Consider the following 23,304-nt stretch of genomic DNA (forward strand, 5'->3'; position numbering starts at 1 on the left):
CACCGCGGAGAACGGGAGCGGCGTAATCAAAATCAATACCGTAGCGGGATCAGCGGGATAGTTTATCCCGCTGATTTCCCCTCAGGTATAGCGAACACGCTGCGCCATCAAGCCAGCGTCCAATGCCCTAACCACGAAGTCATTTTTTCCGCCATCATTGCCGCGCCTTCTCCCGCGTTCATCGTCAGGTGGTTCCCCGGAATTACCTGCACCTCGAAGCGGCCCAACACCCAGGGATGCCAGAACTTGCTTTGATTTTCAGGAAAATCTGCAATCACCTCACGGTGAGAGAAAAACAGCACATCACTCATCAACGCATGCGGGTGGTAACGCTGCATCATCACGTTATGCCGTTGCCAGGTGCTCAAGTAACGAGGTAAGAACGCCGAGGAAAAGAGCGTTTCGGCCGCAGTTCCTTTGGTGATCTCAGATAAATAATGGATTTTATCCGCCATTTGGGTCATCGCCTTCCAGGCATCCCAATCAATGTCCAGTGACACCAGGCCAAATGAAAGCAGGTAGTCCAAAATCTGTTCATCCGTCATGGCCGCAGGCAGATTTCCCTGTCCTGGGGAATCAATCATCACTACCGGCAGAGACACATGTTTTCCCTCTTGGTACTGCCGCGCCATTTCAAACGCGATAATACCGCCGAACGAAGAACCGGCCAGGCAACATTCGCCTCGCTCAAGATGCGGCTTCAGCAAAGCCAGATACTCTCCCGCCAATTGTTCGATGCTCTCGAAGGCGCCCGAGCCATTGAGCAGAGGTGAACGTATGGCATAAATCGTTCTGCTGCTTCCCAAGCATTGAGCCAACTCCCGGTAGAAATAGATGTCGCCGCCGATGGGGTGGATCAACACAAGTGGCATCATCCCCTCATCCTCACCGTCGCGCAGCTTCACCAAACCGCTTTCGCCCTGAGGCTTCGCTGTCGCATGAGCCTCCAGCGATTGCGCTATTTGCACGACGCTCGGCTGTTCCATGGCCATAAGCTCAAGACGTATACCGGTCATTTTTTGCAGGCGGCCAATCAGTTGCAATGCGCTCAGCGAGTCGCCGCCCAGTTCGAAGAACCCGCGCTGTGGATCGACCGACTCACACCCCAGAACCTCGTTGAACAACATTGCCACCCGTTGTTGCATATCTCCTTGGTGCACGGCTGCCTCCGCCGGAACCGGGGCCGGCCGCGAATGAGCGGGTGCATTCATCACACCGAACCAATGCCGCTGAGGCGCGAAAGGATATGCCGGTAGACGCAAAGACGCTTGCCCCGTACACCGCCAGAAACGCTCCTGGTTGATTTCCACACCTGACATATGCAGCACGCCAACGGAACGCCACAGCATCTGCGCAGCCTGCCGCTCATCCGTAGCGTTGCGCGGTGAAGAAACGACAACGGCCGCATTCCCCAATGCCGGATGGCGCGACGCCAGCGTACTCAGAATTTGACGCGGCCCTACTTCCAGCAATACCCAGTTGTCATCGGCACGGCGTTCAAGCAAGGTACGCAGGCCGGCGTCATATTGCACCGTATGCCGCAGGTGCTGCACCCAATATTCGGGCTGACAAACCTGTTCCGCCGTTGCCCACTGGCCGGTCAAATTGGAGATAAACGGTAACTGCGGCTCGTTGAAGGCAATTTCTTGCAGCGCGGCCTTAAACTCTGCCAACACAGGCTCCAATAAACGCGAATGGAACGCGTGCGAAACCTTAACCGGATGGCAAGATACCCCTTGGGCGATCAAGCTCGCCTGCAAAGAGGCGATTGCCGACGCCGCGCCGGAAATGACACAGCTTCCCGAATCATTAACGACGGCGATATCGACGCCCAACGCGGCAGCCTGTTCGCTTACGCCCTCCGCCGACTGTTTGATAGCCAGCATCGCCCCCGGTGCGGTGTGCGCCAATAGCGCACCGCGTTTGAGCATCAACTTGAGCGCATCCTCCAGTGAAAATACGCCGGCGATACATGCGGCAACATATTCGCCCAGGCTATGACCAATCATCACCGTCGGCTCAACACCGAGGAAGCGATACCACTGCGCCAACGCATATTCATACACAAACAGCGCCACTTGAGTGATTGCGGTGTGGTGTACGCTCTCCCCGTTCGCCAATACGTCTTCCCGCGTTATTTCACCGCCCATCATCGGCTCGAGCAATGCGAGGCAACGATCGACCTCCACTCGGAATTGCGGTTCGGCGTCATATAACGCCTGTGTCATGCCGACGAATTGTGCGCCCTGGCCCGGGAACATAAAGGCCACCTGCGCCTCGAACGCAGGTCGGGCCATCGTTTCGCCCTTCTCGCGCAACCGCGCGACGACCGCTTCCCGTGAATCTCCGGATACCCACCGTTGGCATGCATAGCGGTGTCGCTGCGCCATCAGGGCATAGCCAACCGCCTCCATCGAATGCTCAGGATGCGTTGCCAAATGATCGGCCAAAGCCTCACTCATCCGTTCGAGAGCTGCGTCATCCGCCGCAGAAACGCAAAGCATATTGCGCTGAGCGGACTGAGGTGCGGTTGTCGGCGTGTTCGGCGCCTGCTGAAGGATAACGTGCGCGTTGGTGCCGCCAATGCCGAAAGCGCTGACGCCGGCGGTGCGGAGCCCTGTGGCGCTTTCCCAGTTGCGGGTTTCAACATTCACATAAAACGGCCCTTCAGCCAGTTTTAATGCCGGATTCTCACGCTGCATATGTAGCGTGGGAACCAACGTGCGATGCTGCAGGCACAACGCCGTTTTAATCAAGCCGGCGATGCCTGCCGCGACATCCAAATGCCCCAGATTACTTTTCACCGAGCCGATTGCGCAGGCGTGTTCCGCCTGTTGTCCGGCGAAGGCCGCTTTCAACCCGGCAATTTCAATAGGGTCGCCCAATGGCGTGCCGGTGCCGTGCGCTTCGACATAGGAAATGTCCGCCGGCGTGACATCGGCATCGGCCAATGCCTTGGCAATCACCGCCTGTTGACGGCTCTCGCTTGGCGCAGTGAATCCCATTTTATCCCGCCCGTCATTATTTACGGCCGACCCTTTCACAACGGCATACACAGCATCACCGTCCGCCAGCGCTTGCGCCAAAGGTTTCAGCACGACAACACCTACCCCTTGTCCTTCAATGGTTCCCGCCGCTTGCGCATCAAACGGACGGCAGTGACCATCAGGTGAGAAGATCATCCCTGGCTGGTACAGGTAACCACCGCGCGCTAATTGACCAATGGAGATGCCGCCTGCCAATGCGACCTGACAGTCGCCCGCCTGCAAGGCGCGACAAGCCTGATGAACAGCGACCAGCGAGGATGAACAAGCCGTTTGGATCGTCATCGCCGGCCCGGTCAAATTCAACTTGTACGCCGTTTTTGTCGCCAGGAAGTGGGATTGGTTATGAATCATCAACTGGTAATGATCGATCAAATCAGCCTGAGGCATGTTCGGTAGAACAACGTCTCTTTCGTAGTTGCTGTTGCCGATGGCCGCATAGACGCCGATATCACCGGCAAAGCGCTGCGGATCGCAGTTCGCATCTTCCAAAGCATGCCAGGCGCATTCCAGGAAAATTCGCTGCTGCGGATCCATCAGACGCGCTTCCTGAGCCGTACAGCCGAAGAAATCGGCGTCAAAGCGATCGATATCGTCGAGCATCCCCTGGGCGCGAACATAATGCGGATGATCCAGCAGTGCGGAGTCAACCGATGCCGCCAGCGCCTCGCGCGAGTAATGCGTAATAAACGCCTCGCCATCGCATAACCGTTGCCAGAATGCCGCCAGCGTTTGCGCGCCTGGGAAACGGCCCGCCATCCCCACAATGGCGATATCGTCCCGGGCATTGATCGGTCCAGTCGTCGGTGCCGGCGCCGCTTCATGTTGGCGACCTTCGATATGCGCGGCAATGCGGGCAATGGTCGGCAGACGGAAGAGATCTATCAGACCGATTTTTTGCTGAACCTGGTCGGGTAACATGCCATAGAGCCGGGTCAACATGATGGAGTTCCCACCCAGTTCAAAGAACGAGGTATTGACGCCCACCGCCTCGCAACCGAGCAATTCTTGCCAGATAACCTGCAACTGCTTCACCAGCGGCGTAGCGATTTCGCTCTGCGCCGCTGGAGATGCCTCACCGGCGTCAACCGACGGCAACGCACGCACATCCAGTTTGCCGTTAGCGTTCAGCGGCAAGGCAGACAACGCAATCCAATAGGCAGGCACCATATAATCCGGCAGTTGTCGACCGACGTGTTCATTCAACTGCCCGGCGTTAATTTCGCCCTGCGCCACATAATAGGCAACCAACGCCTGACCGACGTTCCCATCCCCCGCCACTTGGCATATTTGCACGGTAACCTGCAAGATCGACTCGTGCTGCAATATAACCTGCTCAATCTCGCCCTTCTCAATACGATGGCCGTGCAACTTGACTTGCTGATCCTGCCGCCCAAGGAATGCTATTTCACGATTTGGCAAAATGCGCGCGCGATCGCCGCTGCGATACCATATCCCCTCAGCAAACGACAGTGAGACAAAGCGTGAGGCGGTCAGCTCAGGCTGGTTGTGATAACCCTCGGCCACGCCGCTGCCCCCGATATAGAGCTCGCCGATGGCCCCGACAGGCAAAGGTCTGCCGGCCGGGTCCAACACCAGACAACGTTCTCCCGGCAAAGGGCGGCCTATCGTTAAAACGCGATCCGTCGCGGCACGCCGATAATGTTTACCGGTTGACCAAATGCAGGTTTCCGTCGGACCGTAGACATTGACGAGCGCCGTGAAAACAGCCAGGGCCTTCTGCGCCAAATGCGGCTCAAGCTTTTCACCGCCGACCAGAAGTAAACAATCCTCGTCCCCCTGCAATACCGGTAGGACAATTTCCAGCATGCTGGGCGTTGACTGGATGAAATCGAACTTACGGCAATCCAGCCCAGTGACATGGTGAGTTCCCAAGGTAACGCAGCCGCCGCTCAATAACGGCAAACCGTATTCAAGACCGAAAATGTCGAAAACGGGGTTGGTCATGCTGTACGTTTTCAGCGCTTCCCTGCCCTGGAAGTACTGCTGCCAGAAACCTCGCAATGTGGCGAGCAGCGCCCCATGCCCCACGCTAACCCCTTTGGGTTTACCCGTCGTGCCGGACGTGTAAAGTATGTAGGCGGTCTTCTCCGCCGCAGGTGTGAACGTCGGCATCGTGGCCTGTTTGCGCCACAGCGCTTCTCCCGCGGTGCCGAACAAGGGAATAGACGGAATACCGTACTCGGCCCCTTCATCCCCAGACATCGTCAATACGGCGATAGCCTGGCTGTCACGCAGAATGAAATCGATACGCTCCTGCGGATAGTCTTTGTCCAGCGGCACATAAGCTGCGCCCAGTCGTCCTATCGCCAACAAGGCCATGACCGTCAAGACTTTGCTGTGCAGTCGCAAGGCAATAGGCGCGTGCGGCGTCTTCTCAAGGCGGCCGGCGATGAGATTGGCGAGTTGCGTCACTTCTGCGTCAAGCTGGGCGTAGCTCCAGCTGCGCTCGCCGTCACTCAGCGCCGGAGCGTCTGACCGGCTGCATGCGTAGTGCGCCAACACTTGCGATAAGGTGGCGGCATTCCCCGGCGCAGGAAGCAACAAGGGTTGCTCCGGCTCACAATAAACCGGAGCTATCGCCACCGTCTCCGTACTCGCGTCTTTCGCCATGTGGCCGACGATGTCCTTTAACAGTGCCATCGCTTGCCGCATCATCGCCGCATCAAAGTACTCTGCCGCATATTCCAGCTTAATCAGCAGAACGTCCGGCTCCTCCTCCACGCTGACGACCAATGGATAATCCCTCTGCTCATTGCGACCGACGAATTGATGACGCAGTTCGCGGTGGCGGTCTTCATCAGGCTGCGGGTAATTTTCATAAATGAACAACGAGTCAAACAGGCGCTGGCCCGCAGGCTGCAGATGAGCCAGATCGACCAGGCATCGGGTATTGGCTTCATTAATATCTTGCTGCAACCGATGTGCCTGCTGAATCAGAGGCACATCGCTTTGATGCTCCACCTTCAACGGTAGCGTATTGAGGAACATGCCCAGCGTGTTTTCGATACCATTCAACGGCAGCATCCTTCCCGCCACCACGGTGCCCACCACGGTCACGGCAGCACCGGAGTAGAGTGCGAGCACCTTGTGCCAGGCGTATTGCAGCAAGGCGTTCAGGGTCATGCCTTGGCGCTGGGCAGCTTCGAGCGCGCACCGGCGCTCTTCGGCGCTCAGTTCACAGCGGCAAATCCCTGCAGCAGAGACGCTCTTAATGGCTGCTAACGCCGATGACTTCGCATCCGGACGGCGCCATCCGCTCAGATCCGGCGAGGTGTCGACCGAGCTCAGGTAGTCGCGCCAGAAATCCGTGTCCCTATCGCGATGCCGTTGAATGTAGCGCTGCACTGAAGCAAAGAGATCCGGTCTGTCCGCCGGCTCACGTCCGTGAGAAAACGCCAGGTAAGCGTCATGCAGCGCCCCCACCAGCAGCGGACTGCTCCAACCATCGAGGATGGCGTGATGTACACAGAACAGGCAAGCGAAGTGATCATCCGCCAGTTTGACCAGGCAGACACGGTACAGTCCGCTTTGTTGGAGATCGAAGCTGGCCTGCTGCTCACTTTCCTGCAGCCTGTGCAAGGCGTGTTCCCGCTCTTCAGGCGACAGATGGCTGATGTCATGGACGTGCCAAGGGAAGCGCCCTTCATGATCCACGACTTGCACGATTTCACCGCGCCAGTCGAACCGCAACCGCAGGCAGGAGAACTGCTGTTGCACCCATTGCCACGCCCGCTTGAACGTCTCGGGCTCGATCGCACAGTGATAATCCCAGCGCGTAGCCACGCGATACACCCGATCGGCGTCGCCAAAGGCCAGCGAATGGTGCAACATCCCTTGCTGCAGACTATTGGCCATGAAGACCGCATCAACCGCCTGCGCATGTTGCAGCCGATCCAGATGGGGTTGCGGGAGGGCGAAATCGACATCCGATTCGGTTAACCAACGCCAGGATGGCCAATTCATTGATACCAGGCCATCTTCCAACTCTCGAATAAGCCGCTGCGTCAACCAGGCCGCGTCATGCTCCCGCAGCCGGCTTTCGACCCGCAATTCAAGACGATCGCCAACGTTCAACACGACGATATCGATCAGATGCGTCCCTTCCTGGGAGGCATGGCGATGCAGCCCCACAAAGTGGTGATCCAGCGCCCAGTCTCCCGCCGCCTCCATCTTGCCCAGGTAGTTGATGCTGATGCCGTCCTCTCTCACCACGGGCAAACCACACAGGACACCGAAGTTTTCCGCCCGCTGCGACCAACGTCTCAGATTATTTTTCACCGCGAGCAAATGCTCCCTGGCATCGCGTTGATAGCTAAAACGCACGGGATAACGACTGGTGAACCAGCCCATCGTCCTGGAGATATCCAGCGTTCGCTCATCCGCTTGCCGACCGTGCCCCTCAAACCATAGGCTAAAGGCGGTTTGTCCGGTCAAATCATGCAAAACGCGGCCAACCGCCCAGGCCACCATGTCCTGCGGCTGCATGCCGAACATGGCGAGGTGCTGCATCAAGCGACAGGATGGCCCTTCTCCCCACGCAAGGGCATGACGCGTCGTCGCGGTTCCGCCCAGCGCTTGCAACGCATGAACTTCGCTGCCCGGCAATTGCCCCAGCCACTCTTCACGTTCATGAGAGGTAATTTGCGCACGTTGCCGCAGATGGTTCACCCATTGGCGATAGCTGCTGGCCTTCTCCGGCAGCGTTTCCTCTTGGCTCAGGCGTCGTAAATCGTCGACGATCACCTGCAGACTGACCGCATCGACAATCAGGTGATGGCAAGCGACGAACACCCTGGCCTTGCCGTCCGCGTACCCTTCAAGAACGGCGAACGCGGCCAAAGGCCCGCTCTGCAGATCGAACGCCTGCTGCCAATCGGCAAAACGCTGCAACAGCGCGGCGTCAAAACCCGGGTGGTCTTCCGGCAGCGACAATGCGCGAATGTCCAAAGCGTGGCATGGCGGCAGCGCAGCCTGCGGCTGGTAGCATTGACGCCATTCTCCCTGGGTATCTTTTTCGAAGCGCAGATTGAACGCGTCGTGCTGCGCCACGAGGCGCGGCAACAGGCATTGCAGACGGGCCATTGTCATGCCAGGCGCCACCAACAGCCCGTACTGGTTCCACTGCTGCGGATGCGGCAGATCATGTGCCAGGAACCATTGCTGGATGGGCAGCAGCGGAACTGCGCCGCTCAAGGCCCCTGTTTCGCGCTGCACGGTCTGGATGCCGCCAACGGTTTGACGGCCGAGCAGAGTGTCGTAGAACGATGCGATGGTGCGATACGTCAGCAACTCTTTCAGCGTGACATCCAGCTGCAATTCGCGCCTTAACCGCCCCGCCATTTGGATACTGGCGATACTGTCGATGCCCAACTGGAACAAATCCGCCTGGGTACTGAGTTCATCCGCCGGCACGTGCAGGATCTCGCCCCACAGCCGACACAGTTGATGTTCACGGTCGTCACGCGGCGGGCAATAAGTCGCCTGCTCTTCGGCTGCGGGTAGCGGCAAGGCGTTGCGATCCAGTTTGCCATTCGCCGTCAGCGGCAAGGCATCCAAAGCGATAAGATGCGCCGGTACCATATACTCCGGCAATTGTTCAGCCAGTCGCGAACGGAGCATTTTCTCGTCAGCGTTCGCTTCGCCGACGTAATAAGCCACCAGCATCGGTGCCGGCTGCGCCATCACCAGTGCCACGGCCTGGTGAATCCCGCCGCATTGCAGAAGCCGGCTTTCAATCTCCCCGAGCTCAATGCGATGCCCGCGCAGCTTGACCTGGAAGTCGTTGCGCCCCAGGAATTCGACATAACCTGCCGCATGCCAGCGCCCTAAATCGCCCGTCTTGTAGAGGCGTCCGTGACGAGGGTGCGAAATGAAACGCTCCGCCGTGAGCTGTGGATTTCGCCAATAATTTAATGCCACCCCCATCCCGCCAAGATAGAGCTCACCGGTCACGCCAACCGGACACATCTGTCCCTGCGGATCCAAAACATAAAGCGCCTGATGAGGCATCGCAGTGCCATAAGGGATGGAGCGCCAGGCCGGATCGATCGCCTCTATTGGGTACCAAACGGACCAAATGCTGCCCTCAGTCGCCCCGCCCAGGCTGATGCAGTCAGCGTGCGGCCAAAGTGTGCGCAACGTCTCCGGCAGATTCAGCGGGATCCAATCACCGCTCATTAAAAATGCGCGCAGCCTTGGCAGTGAGCATCCCTGCCGTGCCACGGCATCGGCCAGCAGCCCGGCAAGCTGTGGAACGCTGTTCCAGACGGTGACTTCACGCTCAGCAAGCAGCGGCAACCACCGCTCCGGATCTTTTACGCTCTCTTGAGCCGGTAAGACGATCTCCGCACCGACGCTAAGCGCGCCGAAGATGTCATAGACGGAGAGATCGAAGCTCAATTCAGACAGCGCGAACAGGGCATCTTCAGCGGTCAGCGAGAGGCGTCGATTTACCGCTTGCAGCGTATTCACTGCGCCACGGTGATCGATGGTGACCCCTTTTGGCCGCCCGGTGGAACCGGAAGTGAAAATGACATAGGCCACATCGGCGGCGCTGACGTGCGGCAAGCCGAAACACGGTGGCAAAGCGGTCGCCTCATCCAGCATATCCTCGATGACCAGCAGTTGATAACCCGCTTCGCTCAGTGTCCGGATATCCGCACGCGCCGACTGTGCCCGGGTCAGCCAGAGCTGTTCTACACCGGCCTGTTGTAAAATATCGGCGATGCGCCCCGCCGGCCACTCCACATGCAACGGTAGATAGCCCTTGCCGGCCTTCATGATCGCCAGACAGGCACAGACCTGGGCGTAGCTTTTTTCCGCCAATACGGCAATCAGCGGCGCAGATGAGCCCATCCCCTGCTGCGCCAACGCATCGCTGTCTTGTTTCAATTGGCCATAGGTCATGCCGATCGCCGCTTCCCCGTCATACACCGCGATCGTTTCTCGATGCCGTGCTTGCGTCGCCAACAGATCGAACGCGCTGAACAGGGTTTCTTCACTGAGAGGCTGAGTGACGGCATTTGCCCGCTGCATCATTTCTCTTTGCGCTTCAGGCAAATAGTTTTCGCATCCCACCGGCGTTTCCCAAGGCTGCTGCGCTAATAGCGAGATCAGACGGCAATAGGCGCGATTCAGATGCGCAATGGTTTCTTCATCAAACAGCTGTTCGACATAAAGCCACTTGCTCATAAAGCGGCCATCGACTTCAATAGCCTGCAGGTCGATCCAAGCCTGAGAGGTTTGCGCACACCAATATCGCTGCTCGCGCGCCTCGCTGTCTTCCAGATACGCCTGTTTATCCCAATCGCCGGTTTGTTGCCCTACGACGCCAGTGAAGACCAACGGCGACACCGCCGAATGGCGATCCAGGCCGTGCAGTTTCACCAGATCGCGCTGCACATCCAACCCACTGTACAACGCATGCTGAATGTCGTCCCACATGCGCTTATGCGTCGTCTCGATGGTGGTGAACAGATCCTCGCCGGCATCGCGAAAGTGGAACAGGTTGGTCGAGGTAAAATCACCTAAAATGTCGTTTACGTCCTCGCAAACCGCGTAGCGATTGAACAGCGTCATGGTAATGAGAAACTCGCTGTTGCCGGAATATCGCGCGATGAGGTAGCCATAGAGGCTCAGCAATACCGACGAGTATGAGACCTGATAATGCTGCGCTTGCCGTTTGAAATCCTGCCAAATTTGTTTGTCTATATATAGCGTATGCTCTGCAAAGCGCGGGTGTTCAACCGTGGCCGACGGTACCTTGAGCGGTAAGTTTGGCCGCAGCGGCATATCGGCCAGCTTGTCCTGCCAATAAGCGCAATCTCGTTGATACCAACGGGAGGCCTTCAGATGGGCCAGATGCTCCTGGTAGTCTTTGAAGTTCACGGTTGCCAGCGGCGGCAAGACATTTCCCCGATACAGCGCATTAAGCAGTTGATACAGCGCCAGACGGCTTTGCACATCCAGCAAAATCAGATCGAGACTGATATGCAGCACGTCGCGATCGCGCAGCCGGCTGATTTCAAAAGTGAACAACGGGAAACGGTCGACCTGATAGACCTGATGGGACAGACGCTTGCGCACGCGCGCCAGCGCGGTAGCCTCATCGTCGAGGCGCAGGTCATTCACCGCCAAGGCATAATGGCCGGCCTGCGACACCGAAATGAAGCGCTGAGTCATGCTTTCCGCGTCATACACGGTGCGCAGCACCGGACAGAGGGCGATCAATCGGTTAATCGCCAGCTCCAGACGTTCGTCATCAAGGCGCGGATACACGAACTCGTTGTAGATGTGGTTGGCGACGTTGCCGATCTCATAGTTTTCAAAGCGCCCAACCAGATAGGCTTTCTGAATCTCGGTCATGGCAAAGCAGTCGCCGTTTTCGGCACCGCCCTGCAGAGGTAAATGCTGTAAGTCGCGTTCATCCGCAACATTGATGAAATCGCCAAGGCCGTATTGGGTTCTTCCCTGCCGTTCACAGCACGCTATCAGCGTGTCTATAGCCGCCTCCCAGGCCTCCAGCAACTGTTGATTTTGCTCACCGGACAGACCGCTGACGACTTCGAGCTGCAACCGACCTTGCTCTATGTAGCTAAAGAGCGTAATACCGAAAGGCAAGCCGTTGTCAGGATGGCGCGTCTCACCGACCGGCGACATGACCAGCGCCCAATCCTTTTCATCCGGCGAAGTCAGCTGTCCCAGGTAGTTGAAACAAACATTGGGCAGCGGCAACCCTAGCTCACGGGCAAACGCGCCAAATCCTACGCCCTGATGAGGCACGCCGCGCAGTTGCGCTTTGGCCGCCTGCAAACGCATTGCCGGATCGGGAGAGGATGAGAGCGCACAGGGATAAAGTGACGTGAACCACCCGACGCAACGATGAACGTCCAGAGTGGCATCAATCTCTTCGCGTCCGTGCCCTTCAACGGTGACATGGGTCAGCTCTCCGTTAAACCAGTGAGCGAGCATGCCGTCTGCACACGCCAGCAAACATTCGTCGACTTTCGCATTGAAGGCACGTAAACCCTCGGTTTGCAGCGCCTGCGTCACTTTTATTGATAACGCGAGGCGGCTGCATGCCATCGTAGCGCCGCGCGCAGCCGGCAACGCAACGGGGCGGTAGTCCGCCATCCTGGCCCGCCAGTAAGACGCCTCTTCCGCGTGATTGGCACAATATTGCTCGAAGTGCTCAGTCCACTGACGATAACTCGTTCCCTTATCTCCAAGGCTTTCACCGTGGTAGGCGTTCGCCAGATCGCGGGCCAGAATGCCCCAGCTGACGCTATCGAGCACCAAATGGTGGCAAGCGCAGAAAATACGGGCTCGCCCCTTGTCGAACCCCGTGACATAACCAAAACGATAAAGAGGCCCGTCGGCCAGATCGATATCGCTTTGCCATTCGGTCAGCACGGCGGACAGGGCCTCTTGCCATTGCGGTGCCGAGCGTTCGACATGATGACACCGCAGTTCGATGGCGTCCGTCATCGGTTGATAGCCTTGGCGCCAATGCGACGAATCCTCAGACGTAAACGTCAGGCGTAGCGCATCGTGATGTTGAATCAATGCGTGCAGCGCTTCGCGCAGGCGTTCGACGTCCAGCGCCGGCACATCCAGCAGAAACGCCTGGTTCCAATAACTCGGATAAGGGAATGCGCAGTCAAAGAACCAGCGTTGGACAGGCAGCAGCGGCAACTCGCCAACCAATACGCCCTGCTCCCGTTTGCCTTCAATCATCACCTGCTGCTGATGCTGAGCGAGACGTAAATGGAGTGCATGCACGGTTTTGCTGGCGAACACGTCTTTCACCCGGATCGATACGCCCATCGCCTGGCGCAATTTGCTCACCAGCTTGATCGCCATGATGCTGTCCAGCCCCAACTGATACAGGTTAGCCTCACAGCTGAAATGCGCTTCATCGATCCCCATCATTTCCGCAACAATGGCGGCGATCTGCGCTTCCCTCTCCGACTGCGGTGCGACACGTTCCTGTACGACCGGCAGAGACGGTTCAGGAAGCGCACGCCGATCCAGTTTGCCATTCACCGTGACGGGCCATTCTTTCAACCAGATAAAGGTCTCCGGCACCATGTACTCGGGCAAGGCGGCGGCAAGAAAGTGTTGTAGCGTCGCCTCCGGCAACGGTGCCTGCGCCGTGTAATAGGCCACGAGGCGGGGATGGGGCTGTTGATAAACCAGCGCCACCGCCTGGCGCACCAAGTCAAACGCTTCGAGACGCTGGGCGATTTCACCCAACTCAATGCGATATCCGCGTATTTTCACCTGAAAATCATTGCGGCCAACATAAACGATTTGCCCATCATTCCGCTGATACACCAAATCACCGGTTTTATACAAACAGGCATAGTCATCCGCCCGCTCATCCCATTCGGTGCAATACGGATTGACGATGAATTTCTCCGCCGTCAGCGCCGCTTTATTCAGATAGCCGCGCGCCAGTCCGACGCCGGAAAGGTAGAGTTCACCCACCGCACCGGGCGGCAAAAGCCGCTGCCCTTTGTCCAGGACCAACACTTTCATGTTATCAATCGGCCGCCCGATCAGGACGTTATCTATATCCGGACCGTTACAGTCGAAATACAGCACATCGATGGAGGCTTCGGTTGGCCCATAAAGATTGTGCAGGGCGATATGAGGCAAACACTGCTTAATCCCTTTGACCTGGGTCAGTTTGAGCTCTTCACCGCTGCAGAACACGTAGCGCAAGCTCGGCAAGCTGACGTTTCGATCGCGTTGAATGCCCTGTAATGTCTCGGTAAAAGCCGCCAGCATGGATGGCACAAAATGCAGTACGGTGATGGTTTCGCGCTCGATCAGCTCAATCAGATAATCCGCGTCCTTGTGGCCATCCGGATCGGCAAAAACGATGTTGGCGCCGTAAAGAGAGGCCCAAATCAGTTCCCATACGGAGACGTCAAAAATGTACGGCGTTTTTTGTAACACCCGATCGGCTGCCGTCAGCGGATAGGATTTATTCATCCATTGGATACGGTTGATCAAACCGCGGTGCGTGCACATCACGCCCTTGGGCTGCCCTGTGGTCCCGGAGGTATAGATGACATAGGCCAGATCGTTCGGTGATATCTGACGCGCCATGTTTTCATCGCTCAACAACTCAAGCTCGTGGCGCAGCGATTCATCATCCAACACCACCAGCCGCCGCCCTGGCGCCGCCACCCGGTGTCGGTAGGCCTGATGGCAGATAATTACGTCGGCCCGGCTATCCTGTAGAATGTAATCGAGACGATCGTCGGGGAATGCCGGGTCGACAGGCAAATAGGCGGCCCCCAATTTCAGGATCGCCCAAATACCGACCAACAGCTCGACGCTGCGATCCAGACACAGCGCAACGCAGGCGCCATGCCCCACCCCACGTGACGATAAGGCGGCCGCCAACTGATTGGCTTGTAGATTCAACTGGCGATACGTCAATTGCCGATGCCGATCCGCACAGGCGATATTGTCCGGCGTCAGCGCTACCTGCGCTTCCAATAAAGACGCGATATGCTCATCTTCTGAATAATCGCAGCGCGTGTCATTCCATTCAGACAGCACCTGCCGACGCTGGGCTGGCGTGATTAAATCGATTTGTTCGAGCGGCGTCTCCCAGGATTGCCGATCAAACTGGCCCAGCGCATAAACTAACGCCTCGAGAATATTGCGAACGTAGTCCTCTTCGTAACGATTCTCCGCCGCGGTTAACGTGAAATCGATTTGACCGTCTCGTTGAGCGGCAAATAAGGACATGCCAAACTTTTCCGCCAGATCGGGATAAGGCTCCAGACGATATTCCACGCCGGGGACGGCGATATCGCCGTTTTCAAAGTTATGGAAGGTAAATAGCAGCTGAACCAGTTCATTGATGCGCACCGCGCCACCGTCGATCTCCGGCGCCAAGTGCCCAATGTTCACCCACGGATGTTCCTGCAACTGCAAAATATCGTGCTGAATGCTTTTGACATTGCTCAACACGCTTTGGTCTGCGCGCAATGCGGCGATGACCGGCAGGGTGCTGATAAACGGCCCAATGGCGCGGCTGAACGCCTCGGGGCGATTCATCACTGTCAGTCCAATAGGGAAATCGCTGTCCTGGCCGCTAAAGGTCCGTAATACATGGGCGAACGTCGTAAACAACAGAGAATAGAGCGTCAGTCCCCGTTCGCCGCATGCCTGCGTCAAACGCTCGACAACCTCCGACGTCAATCCTGCCTGCACGGCAAAGGCACGATTCTCCACGCCAGAGAGATGGCGCTGTCGCAATGCCGGCGGTTCCGCCTGATTCAAACGGGCGGCCAACGATGTTCTGAACGCCTGAACATCATCTTGCCGCACCCGCCACTGTTGATATGCGGAGTAATCCAGGTACCCCGCTTCAGGCTGCGCCGATACAGACGGTGTGGCGTACGCACTCAACAGTTGATGAGCAAAATGCTGGACGGAAGGGGCATCAGACAGCATATGATGGTGAACGCACGCCAAAACGGCCTCTTGCGTCTCAGCCCGCACCAGCAGCACAAAGCGCGCAAACTGCCCTTCCGGCATAGGGAAGGTTTGTTGTGCCAACGCCCGTTTCTTACTTTCCAGCTCGGACCAGGAAATCCTTTCTACTTCCAGTGCAAACTGCTCAGGCGCCAGAAAAACGCGCTTCATATCGCTATCAATCGACTGACGCAACAGGGGCTGATGCCGTAAAAAGGTTTGCAGCGCGTTTCGCAACCGCGCGATATCCACCTGCGGCAATCCAATGAACAACGGTACCGTATAGGTATACGGCAAGCCGTCGATGTCGCTTTGCAGATACATGCCTTGCTGAATTGAGTCCAGCGCAAGTGGCCAGCTACTTGGCGGTAGCCTCAGAAAAGACGTTTCCTTCGCGAATTGTTCGCTGGTCACGCCATTGTCCTGTAACAGCGCCAACAATTCGTCTTTGCGTGCCGCCACTTCAGCCTTCAGATCGGCATCAAAGCCGATATCCTTGTCGACAGAAAAACCCAACCGATCGTCCGCTTTAGCCCACAATAAAATGTTATTTTTTTTCAGGTTGTTCAATAAATCCGTCAACATCATTACAGCGCCCCTTCTTCTCTGCCGTTGCCACAAGGTTGCCCGGCGACCCACGCCGCCATTTCCTGAATCGTATTGTTGTTGTAGAGGTCTTCCAGACGCATCTCGGTTCCCGTCGCGAGGTTGATCTTGCGTACCAGTCGCATAGCCAGAAGCGAATTCCCCCCTTGAGTGAAGAAGCTTTGGTCACAACCGATTCGCTCTTCACGCTTGTCCAGAAGCTCCGCCCAAAGTCGGCGCATCCGTATCTCATCATCGCTGCGCGGAGCCAGACATTCGCTGTGCTTGACGACTTTCGGCAAGCGTGATGTATCGACCTTACCGTTGTTAGACAAGGGGATTTCCGGGATCAAAGTAACGTGCTGCGGCAACATATAGTCCGGCAAACGACGCGCCAAATGCCGTCTGATCGCCTGGGTCATCGAGACAGTGAGCGCAGGAACGTCAAAGGCCGGTTCATCCTCGGCCCGCGCATACCCTATCGCCATGCTGCACAACGTGTCCTCGGCCGGCGTGACGCCAAGAATGCAGCCGCCAATTCGCCGCTGGGCGGCGAGCGCGCCAAATCGCTGCATCATCCAGCCACTGGCCTGATAATGGCACGCGTTCTTAGCGCCATGGGCCTGCAACAACACCTGAGACGACTGCAACACCCCGTACACGTCTGATGATTCGGCCAGCACGGAGGTCTCACCGAGGCAATAGTGTCGCCCTGACGCGCGAGCGACATAGGTTCCCCCCTCGTTTTCCATCACGCTGAAATCGACGCTGACTTGCGGTGGTGAAGTGACGGCGCAAACGCCGAGGTGGATCCGACACGCTAATGCCCCCTCGTCAGGTGAAACGGCGTCAGCAGGCTTGACGTAATAAGCGACGCCCAAAGACTGGAGATGCTCAGTCAGCAAGGCCAACATGTGGCCGACTTCTATCTGCGCCAAAGCGAATGCGCGCTCGGCATATAACGCGGTGATGGTTTCCCACCGAACCACCAAGTCCAGATAAGGCCCGGTGTGTTCTCCCGACGCTTCTGCCTGGTACAAATGCTGTTCCAGCGGATGGTAGTAGTAATAACCCGCGGCATATTCTCCCATCGCCGCCGGGAGCCCGAGATACACTTGCACCGCATAGAGGCTGCTGGCCGAAGGATAGCGATATTTTGGCAACGCGCGCTGCGGCGAACGGAAAGCGGCGCATACGGCCAACAGCCCGGCCAAAGATGCAGGCGGCAGCGCGCTTCCCTCTTGCGCCATCTGTTGCGTCAACCACCCCGGCAGCGCTTCGTACAGACTGCTGATGGTTTCGGCGGATAACGCCTCCGCGGTAAACTGGCGAGTGCTCTTGCGGGCACGGTAAACCGCTTCATCCAGCGGATAGGGTATCGCTCGCGAAGGTTGCAGATCTTGACGTAACGCCGGCAGCGAAAGCACGAATGCGTCGCGGTTAGCAAAATAGAGCGGCACCGGCTGTTGCGCCTCGGGAACAACGTAAGCCATGAGGTCACCCTCGCTGAGCCGCACGATCGTCTGCCGGATCCCAGGTAATTGGCTCAAGTTATTCTCGATATCCTCCAGCTCCACGCGATAACCGTTAAGCTTGACCTGGGCATCTCTTCGGCCGAGGAACTCGATATAGCCTTCCGCCGACCAGCGGCCCAGATCGCCGGTTTTGTACAGGCGTCCATAGGTTGGATGATAAATGAAGCGTTCTCGAGTCAGCGTTTCAGCCTGCCAATATCCCTGAGCAACGCCGAGCCCACCGATATGTATTTCTCCGGTTACGCCGAAAGGACAAGCACTCCCCCACTCATCCAGCACCCACATCTGTTGATTCGGCATGGCGACGCCATAAGGAATGCTTTTCCACCTCGCGTCTACCCGATCGATTTCATGCCAAATGGACCAGATGCTGCCCTCCGTCGCGCCCCCCAGGCTCACCATCTTGCTGTCTGGCGATTGGGTTTTCAGGCGATGAGGCAAATTGAGCGGCAACCAATCGCCGCTCAACAGGAACAGCCGTAACCGGGTTAGCGCCTGCGTCGCAGGTTCGACTTCGTCAACCAGCAGGCCCGCTAATTGCGGCACCGAGTTCCAGAGGGTCACGTTATGTCGGCGCAGCGCGGCCACCCAAGCTTGCGGCGCTTTGGTCTCTCGCTGGGAAGGGATCACCACACCGCCCCCCACGGCCAACAAGCCAAACAGATCGTAAACGGACAGATCAAAGCTCAACTCGGACAGCGCCAGTATCCGGTCTTCCCGGCCGACCGACCAACGTTGGTTAACAGCCAGGATGGTATTGACCGCCCCCTGGTGATCGATCGCTACCCCTTTCGGTTTACCGGTAGAGCCAGAGGTAAAAATAATGTAGGCCAGATCGTCAGCCCTGACGATCGGCCAGGCAACCTCCGTCGACGCACGTTCCTGCGCCGGCGCCACTATCTCGTCGAACACCAAAATCGTGATATCCGAAGGCAACGCCGACAGCTCATGTGCCAGGTCATGACGCTGCTGAGCAGAGAGCAGCAAGATATCGCACCGGGCTTGCTGCAGAATGTCGCGTATGCGCTCCCATGGCCATTCGATGTGCAACGGCAGATAAGCGCCGCCGCTTCTCATGATCCCAAGGGTTGAGACGGCCTGCGCATACCCTTTCTCCAGCAGAATAGCGGTAATATGTCCCTTTTCGCCCTTGGTATGCCGCAATAGCGCACGCCCCAGCGTGTTGCTGTCCTGTTCCAGCCTGGCGTAGGTAAAGTGGCGTTCGCCTTCGGTTTCGATCACCGCAATGCGCTCGGCCGTTTGCGGCGTTGCCAGACTGGAAAGGAACAACCCGTGCAGCGTTTGCTCCGACACCGTACTTTGCGTGGCATTCCAGCGCATGACCGCTTCCGCATGTTCCGCCGGCAGTTCAGGCTGCGGGAATGACATGGTTTCCCAATCGTGTTCTGCCACCCATCGAATCAGAGAACAATAGCCTTCGTGCATGGCCTTGATGGTTTTCTCATCAAACAATTGTTCGACATAATCCCACTCGGCAACGAACCCTTCATCGTTTTCGTAGGCTTTATGGTCGAGCCACACCTGAGACGTTTGGGAGATTGCGTATTGAACGCCGCGATATCCTTCATTAAGCGGCAATTCAAACATGCTCGCTTTATTGTTCATGCCAAGCACGCTGGTCAGCACCACCGGCGCGATAACCGTATTGGCGGGCAGATTCCGCCGCTGTTTCAACAAACGCTGTACGTCAATGCCGTCAAATAAATTATTATCGACGTCATTAAGCAAGGTGCGGTGGATAGCCGATAGCTGTTCGCTCATCGCAACGCCATTTTGACGTTGGTAATTGAACAGGCTTAAAACGGTAAAATCGCCAATAATTTGCTCGACCTGAGAATGTAACGGCAAACGGTTGAACAGCGTTAAATTAAGGCAAAGGCTCTCTTGACCAGACCAATAACATAACGTTCTGCTGTAGAGCTCAAGGATCAGAGCGGTCGGACTAATATTGAAGCGCTGGCACTTGTCGACGATCTTTTGCCAACTCGACATGGGTATCGTCGCAGACAAACGCCGGAAGCTCGGCTTATCGATCCTGGCGGGATGCGCGGCCAGCGGCAATCCGACCTCCAGCGTATAATCATCGATTTTCTGCAGCCAATATTGCTGCGCCCGCTCAAATAATGCGCTGCCGCGCAGGCGCTCGTACTGCAGCTGATAATCGCGGTAGCTGATATCCAGCGGCGGCAGCGCCAGATTTTCGTCGTGATATAACGCAATCCACTCGCCGAATAATATTTCAAAACTGGTCATGTCAATGATAATGGCATCAAAGCTGACATGCAGAAGGTATTTCCCTTGATACTCGCTCAGGAAAATATCGAACAGCGGATAACAATCCGGTTTGTAAACCTTGTGCGAGTACTCGGCGCGCAAAGCCAATAGCTCGTCTTCATTTCTCAGGGGGTGGTAGCCTATTTTGTAATGCGCTGCCGCACTTAAAAATCGCTGTTCTCCCTCTTCAAATACGGTGCGCAACGCAGGATGGCGTGCAATAAGTTGATTATAGGCACGCTCCAATTTTTCGTGATCAATATGGTCGAAAACAAATTCATTATAAATATGGGTAGAGACCTCGCTGAGATCGAAACTTTTCATTCGTCCCAGATAATAAGATTGCTGAACATTATTCAGCGGGAAAGGATGGTACAGATGGGTCTCATCACATTGTGCAATCTGGTAGTCTTGGTAAAGAAAACTGCCGCGCCCGGCGGCCACCAATGGCGTTAACCTGGCCACATTTTTTCTTTCGAAAATATCTTTAACTTTCAGATCGCACTGAAGCGTACCGTTTATGCGATTTACCAAGCGAATGGCCGACAGGCTGTTGCCTCCCAAAGCAAAAAAGTCGTCGGTAATGCCGATTCGTCCGCTTTCGCTCCCCAATACATCCTGGAATAGCTGGCACAGGCATCGCTGGAACTCGTTTCCCGGCGCTACGTAATGCGCTTTATCTTGCGCTTGTACCTGCGGCAAGGCTTTACGATCCACTTTGCCATTCATATTCAAGGGGATCTCAGGCAGGTACATATAAGCGCTGGGGAGCATGTAGTCCGGAAGCTGCGTCACCAGATAATCCTGCAGTTGCTGGCGTGCCACCGGCGATTTGGCCTGATAATAGGCAACCAGGAACGCCTGTTGTTCTTCCTTGGCCGGCTGTAAATTTACAACAACCTGCTGCATCCCGGGGTAGGTTCGCAAAACCGACTCTATTTCACCCAGTTCGATCCGATGTCCCCGCAATTTTATCTGGTTATCCCATCGGCTGAGGTATTCAAATCTGCCGTCGGGCAAACAACGCACGCGATCGCCCGTCTTGTACATGATGCGACCGAACCAGGCTGACGGCGTGCTGGAACATATGTTCGGCAAAAAGCTTGCTTGCGTCTGACGCGCATTGCCGTAGTAACCGCGCGCAACGCCCAACCCCGAAATATACATTTCCCCGATCACGCCGGGAGGAAGTAAACGCCGCCGTTCGTCCAAGATAAAGCACTGGGTATTCGCCAGCGGGCGCCCAATGGTGACGCTATCAACCCCAGGCAACAGTTCATCCGCGGTAGACCAAACCGTCGTTTCGGTTGGCCCATACACATTCCACGCACGCTCGGTGTTTTCTGACAACCAACGCGCCACCGCATGCGGCACCGCTTCCCCACCGCACAATGCCCGAACGGGTAGCGTTGTCTCGGCATATTGCTGCGCGACCTGATGCCAAAAAGAAGGCGTCCCCTGCATCAGGCTCACGGAATGACTCGCGATAAAGTGCGGCAAGTCATTATTCGCCAACAACGTCTTCTGGTCGGTTAATACCACCGTGGCGCCAAACATGAGCGGCATAAATATTTCCAGAGTTGAAATATCAAATGCCAACGTCGTGATCGCCAGAAAACGATCCTGATGCGTCACAGACATGCGTCGAGAAATATCGCTGGCGATATTCACAAAGCTGCGATGTTCTACGGCAACCCCTTTAGGCTTACCTGTCGTTCCCGAGGTGTAAATAATATAGGCCAATGCTGAAGCCTCAGCCTGGGAGGGGAATTCGTTGCAACCGTCAGCCCCAGCGAAAGGAGAAGCGGCATATTCACGCCAATCCAAATAACTCAGCCCTTGCGGCAGGCTGCCAGCTGACTGAGCATGCGCACCGATGATTAACGCCGGCTGGGCATCGGCCAAAATAGAATAGGTCCTCACTACGGGCGCATTTTTGTCGATCGGAATATAGGCGCATCCCAGCTTAAGCACGGCCATCAGGCATACTGCCAACTCCGCCTCACGCGGCATCATCAAGGCAATTTTGTCGCCTGCCGCTACCCCATATTGCCGTTGCAGATAGTCGGCCAGGCGACTGGCCTGTTGCTGCAGCATTCGATAACTGAGCGTTTCATTTTTCGTTATCACTGCAGGGTGATCGTTAAGCGCCCTTGCCTGTTGTTCAAACATCCCGACGATAGTCTGTCTCGGATATTCACATTGCGTGGCATTAATTTTCGCATAATAACGTTGGTAGCTATTTTCAGACACGCCGGTCAACGCATCTATATCCCCTTCATTACGCATGAATGTGGCGAGCGCCGCCATAAACTCATCGATATTTGCGGCTACAACGTCGAAAAATGGGTTTTCGCCGTAAAATTGCAAACTGAGCGTACAGCGCGTGCTGTTCCATACGATCCTGATCGGGGCCGCTGCCGCGTCGACATCCCCCTCATCCATGATGACATCTACACCAACCACAGATAAAAAACGGCCGTCATGATGGGATTCGTAGAATGGGTTCGCCGGGTCCCCCTGCAGTACCCGCACTAACCAAGGAGAGAGCTCGGCGTATGTTTCCGTTCCGTTGAGTAACCGTAATACTTTGCTGCTGCGTTGCCTATCTTGCAATTGCAGAGCATAAAGCCCAGGCCGCCGTGCGTTGAGCAGAAACTGCAACTGGAAAGCCAACAGCAAAGCCTGTTGCGGCTGCGCAACGCCATCGATGGTCCGTTGAACCACTGCAGCATCGTTAACGGCAGACACTTCATCCCTCAGGTTGAAGCAGCCATAACGCGGTTCATCGTTTTCCAGCGCTCGCTGCTCTTGCTGTACCCTCTGCTGGGCAACCAGCCAATCCGTAACTCGGTTTGGCCCTTCGGGCAGAGCAATATCCAGATCTTTCGCCTCACGGCTGAGCATGACCACGCCATCGATGAACAACTCGCCCAACACCGTCTGCGACAACGCTCGGCGGGCTTCCCGCCACGGCAGCTCACGCTCAGCTAACGCCCTGATATTCCCGTCTTCTTCAGCATGAATCTGGAACAACACATTTTGTCGATCGGCGAAAACGGCTAACCGGACGATGGGGCCTCTCACCGAGGCGCTTTCTTCGAGACAGAGCTCATAGTCGATACGCTGATCGCCAACGTCGGAATAGCAAAAGAGGTTGTGCTGCGAACCTGTCCAGCGCGTTCGCTCAGCGTCGCTCAGACCGATTAAGTAGACAAAGTGGCCGGCATCCAGCAAGTAACGGACAATATGGCTGCGCAACGGTTCTACGGTGTGGTTGACAAGAATGTTCAGAATCTTCATGGATATTACTCTTTTGGGTT

The 23,304-nt window shown here is 56.4% G+C and carries 2 protein-coding genes; both read right to left on the reverse strand.

Annotation, left to right across the window (positions count from 1 at the left end):
- Positions 1–107 precede the first annotated feature (107 nt).
- Positions 108–16,154 (reverse strand): amino acid adenylation domain-containing protein, encoded by a 16,047-nt coding sequence (locus ACJ8J4_RS06310; RefSeq protein ID WP_442516030.1) that lies wholly within the window; start codon positions 16,152–16,154, stop codon positions 108–110.
- Complete coding sequence (locus ACJ8J4_RS06315) at positions 16,154–23,284, reverse strand: non-ribosomal peptide synthetase (RefSeq protein WP_264383602.1); 7,131 nt, start codon at positions 23,282–23,284, stop codon at positions 16,154–16,156. Before ACJ8J4_RS06315 ends, ACJ8J4_RS06310 begins: the two co-directional genes overlap by 1 nt.
- Between the last annotated feature and the right edge of the window lie 20 nt (positions 23,285–23,304).

This window comes from Serratia sp. CY47280 (assembly GCF_052168655.1).
Lineage (GTDB): Bacteria > Pseudomonadota > Gammaproteobacteria > Enterobacterales > Enterobacteriaceae > Serratia > Serratia bockelmannii.

Excerpts from the sequence above, each read along its gene's own strand:
- ACJ8J4_RS06310 (WP_442516030.1), bottom strand. The coding sequence starts at position 16,154 with ATGATGTTGACGGATTTATTGAACAACCTGAAAAAAAATAACATTTTA.
- ACJ8J4_RS06315 (WP_264383602.1), bottom strand. The coding sequence starts at position 23,284 with ATGAAGATTCTGAACATTCTTGTCAACCACACCGTAGAACCGTTGCGC.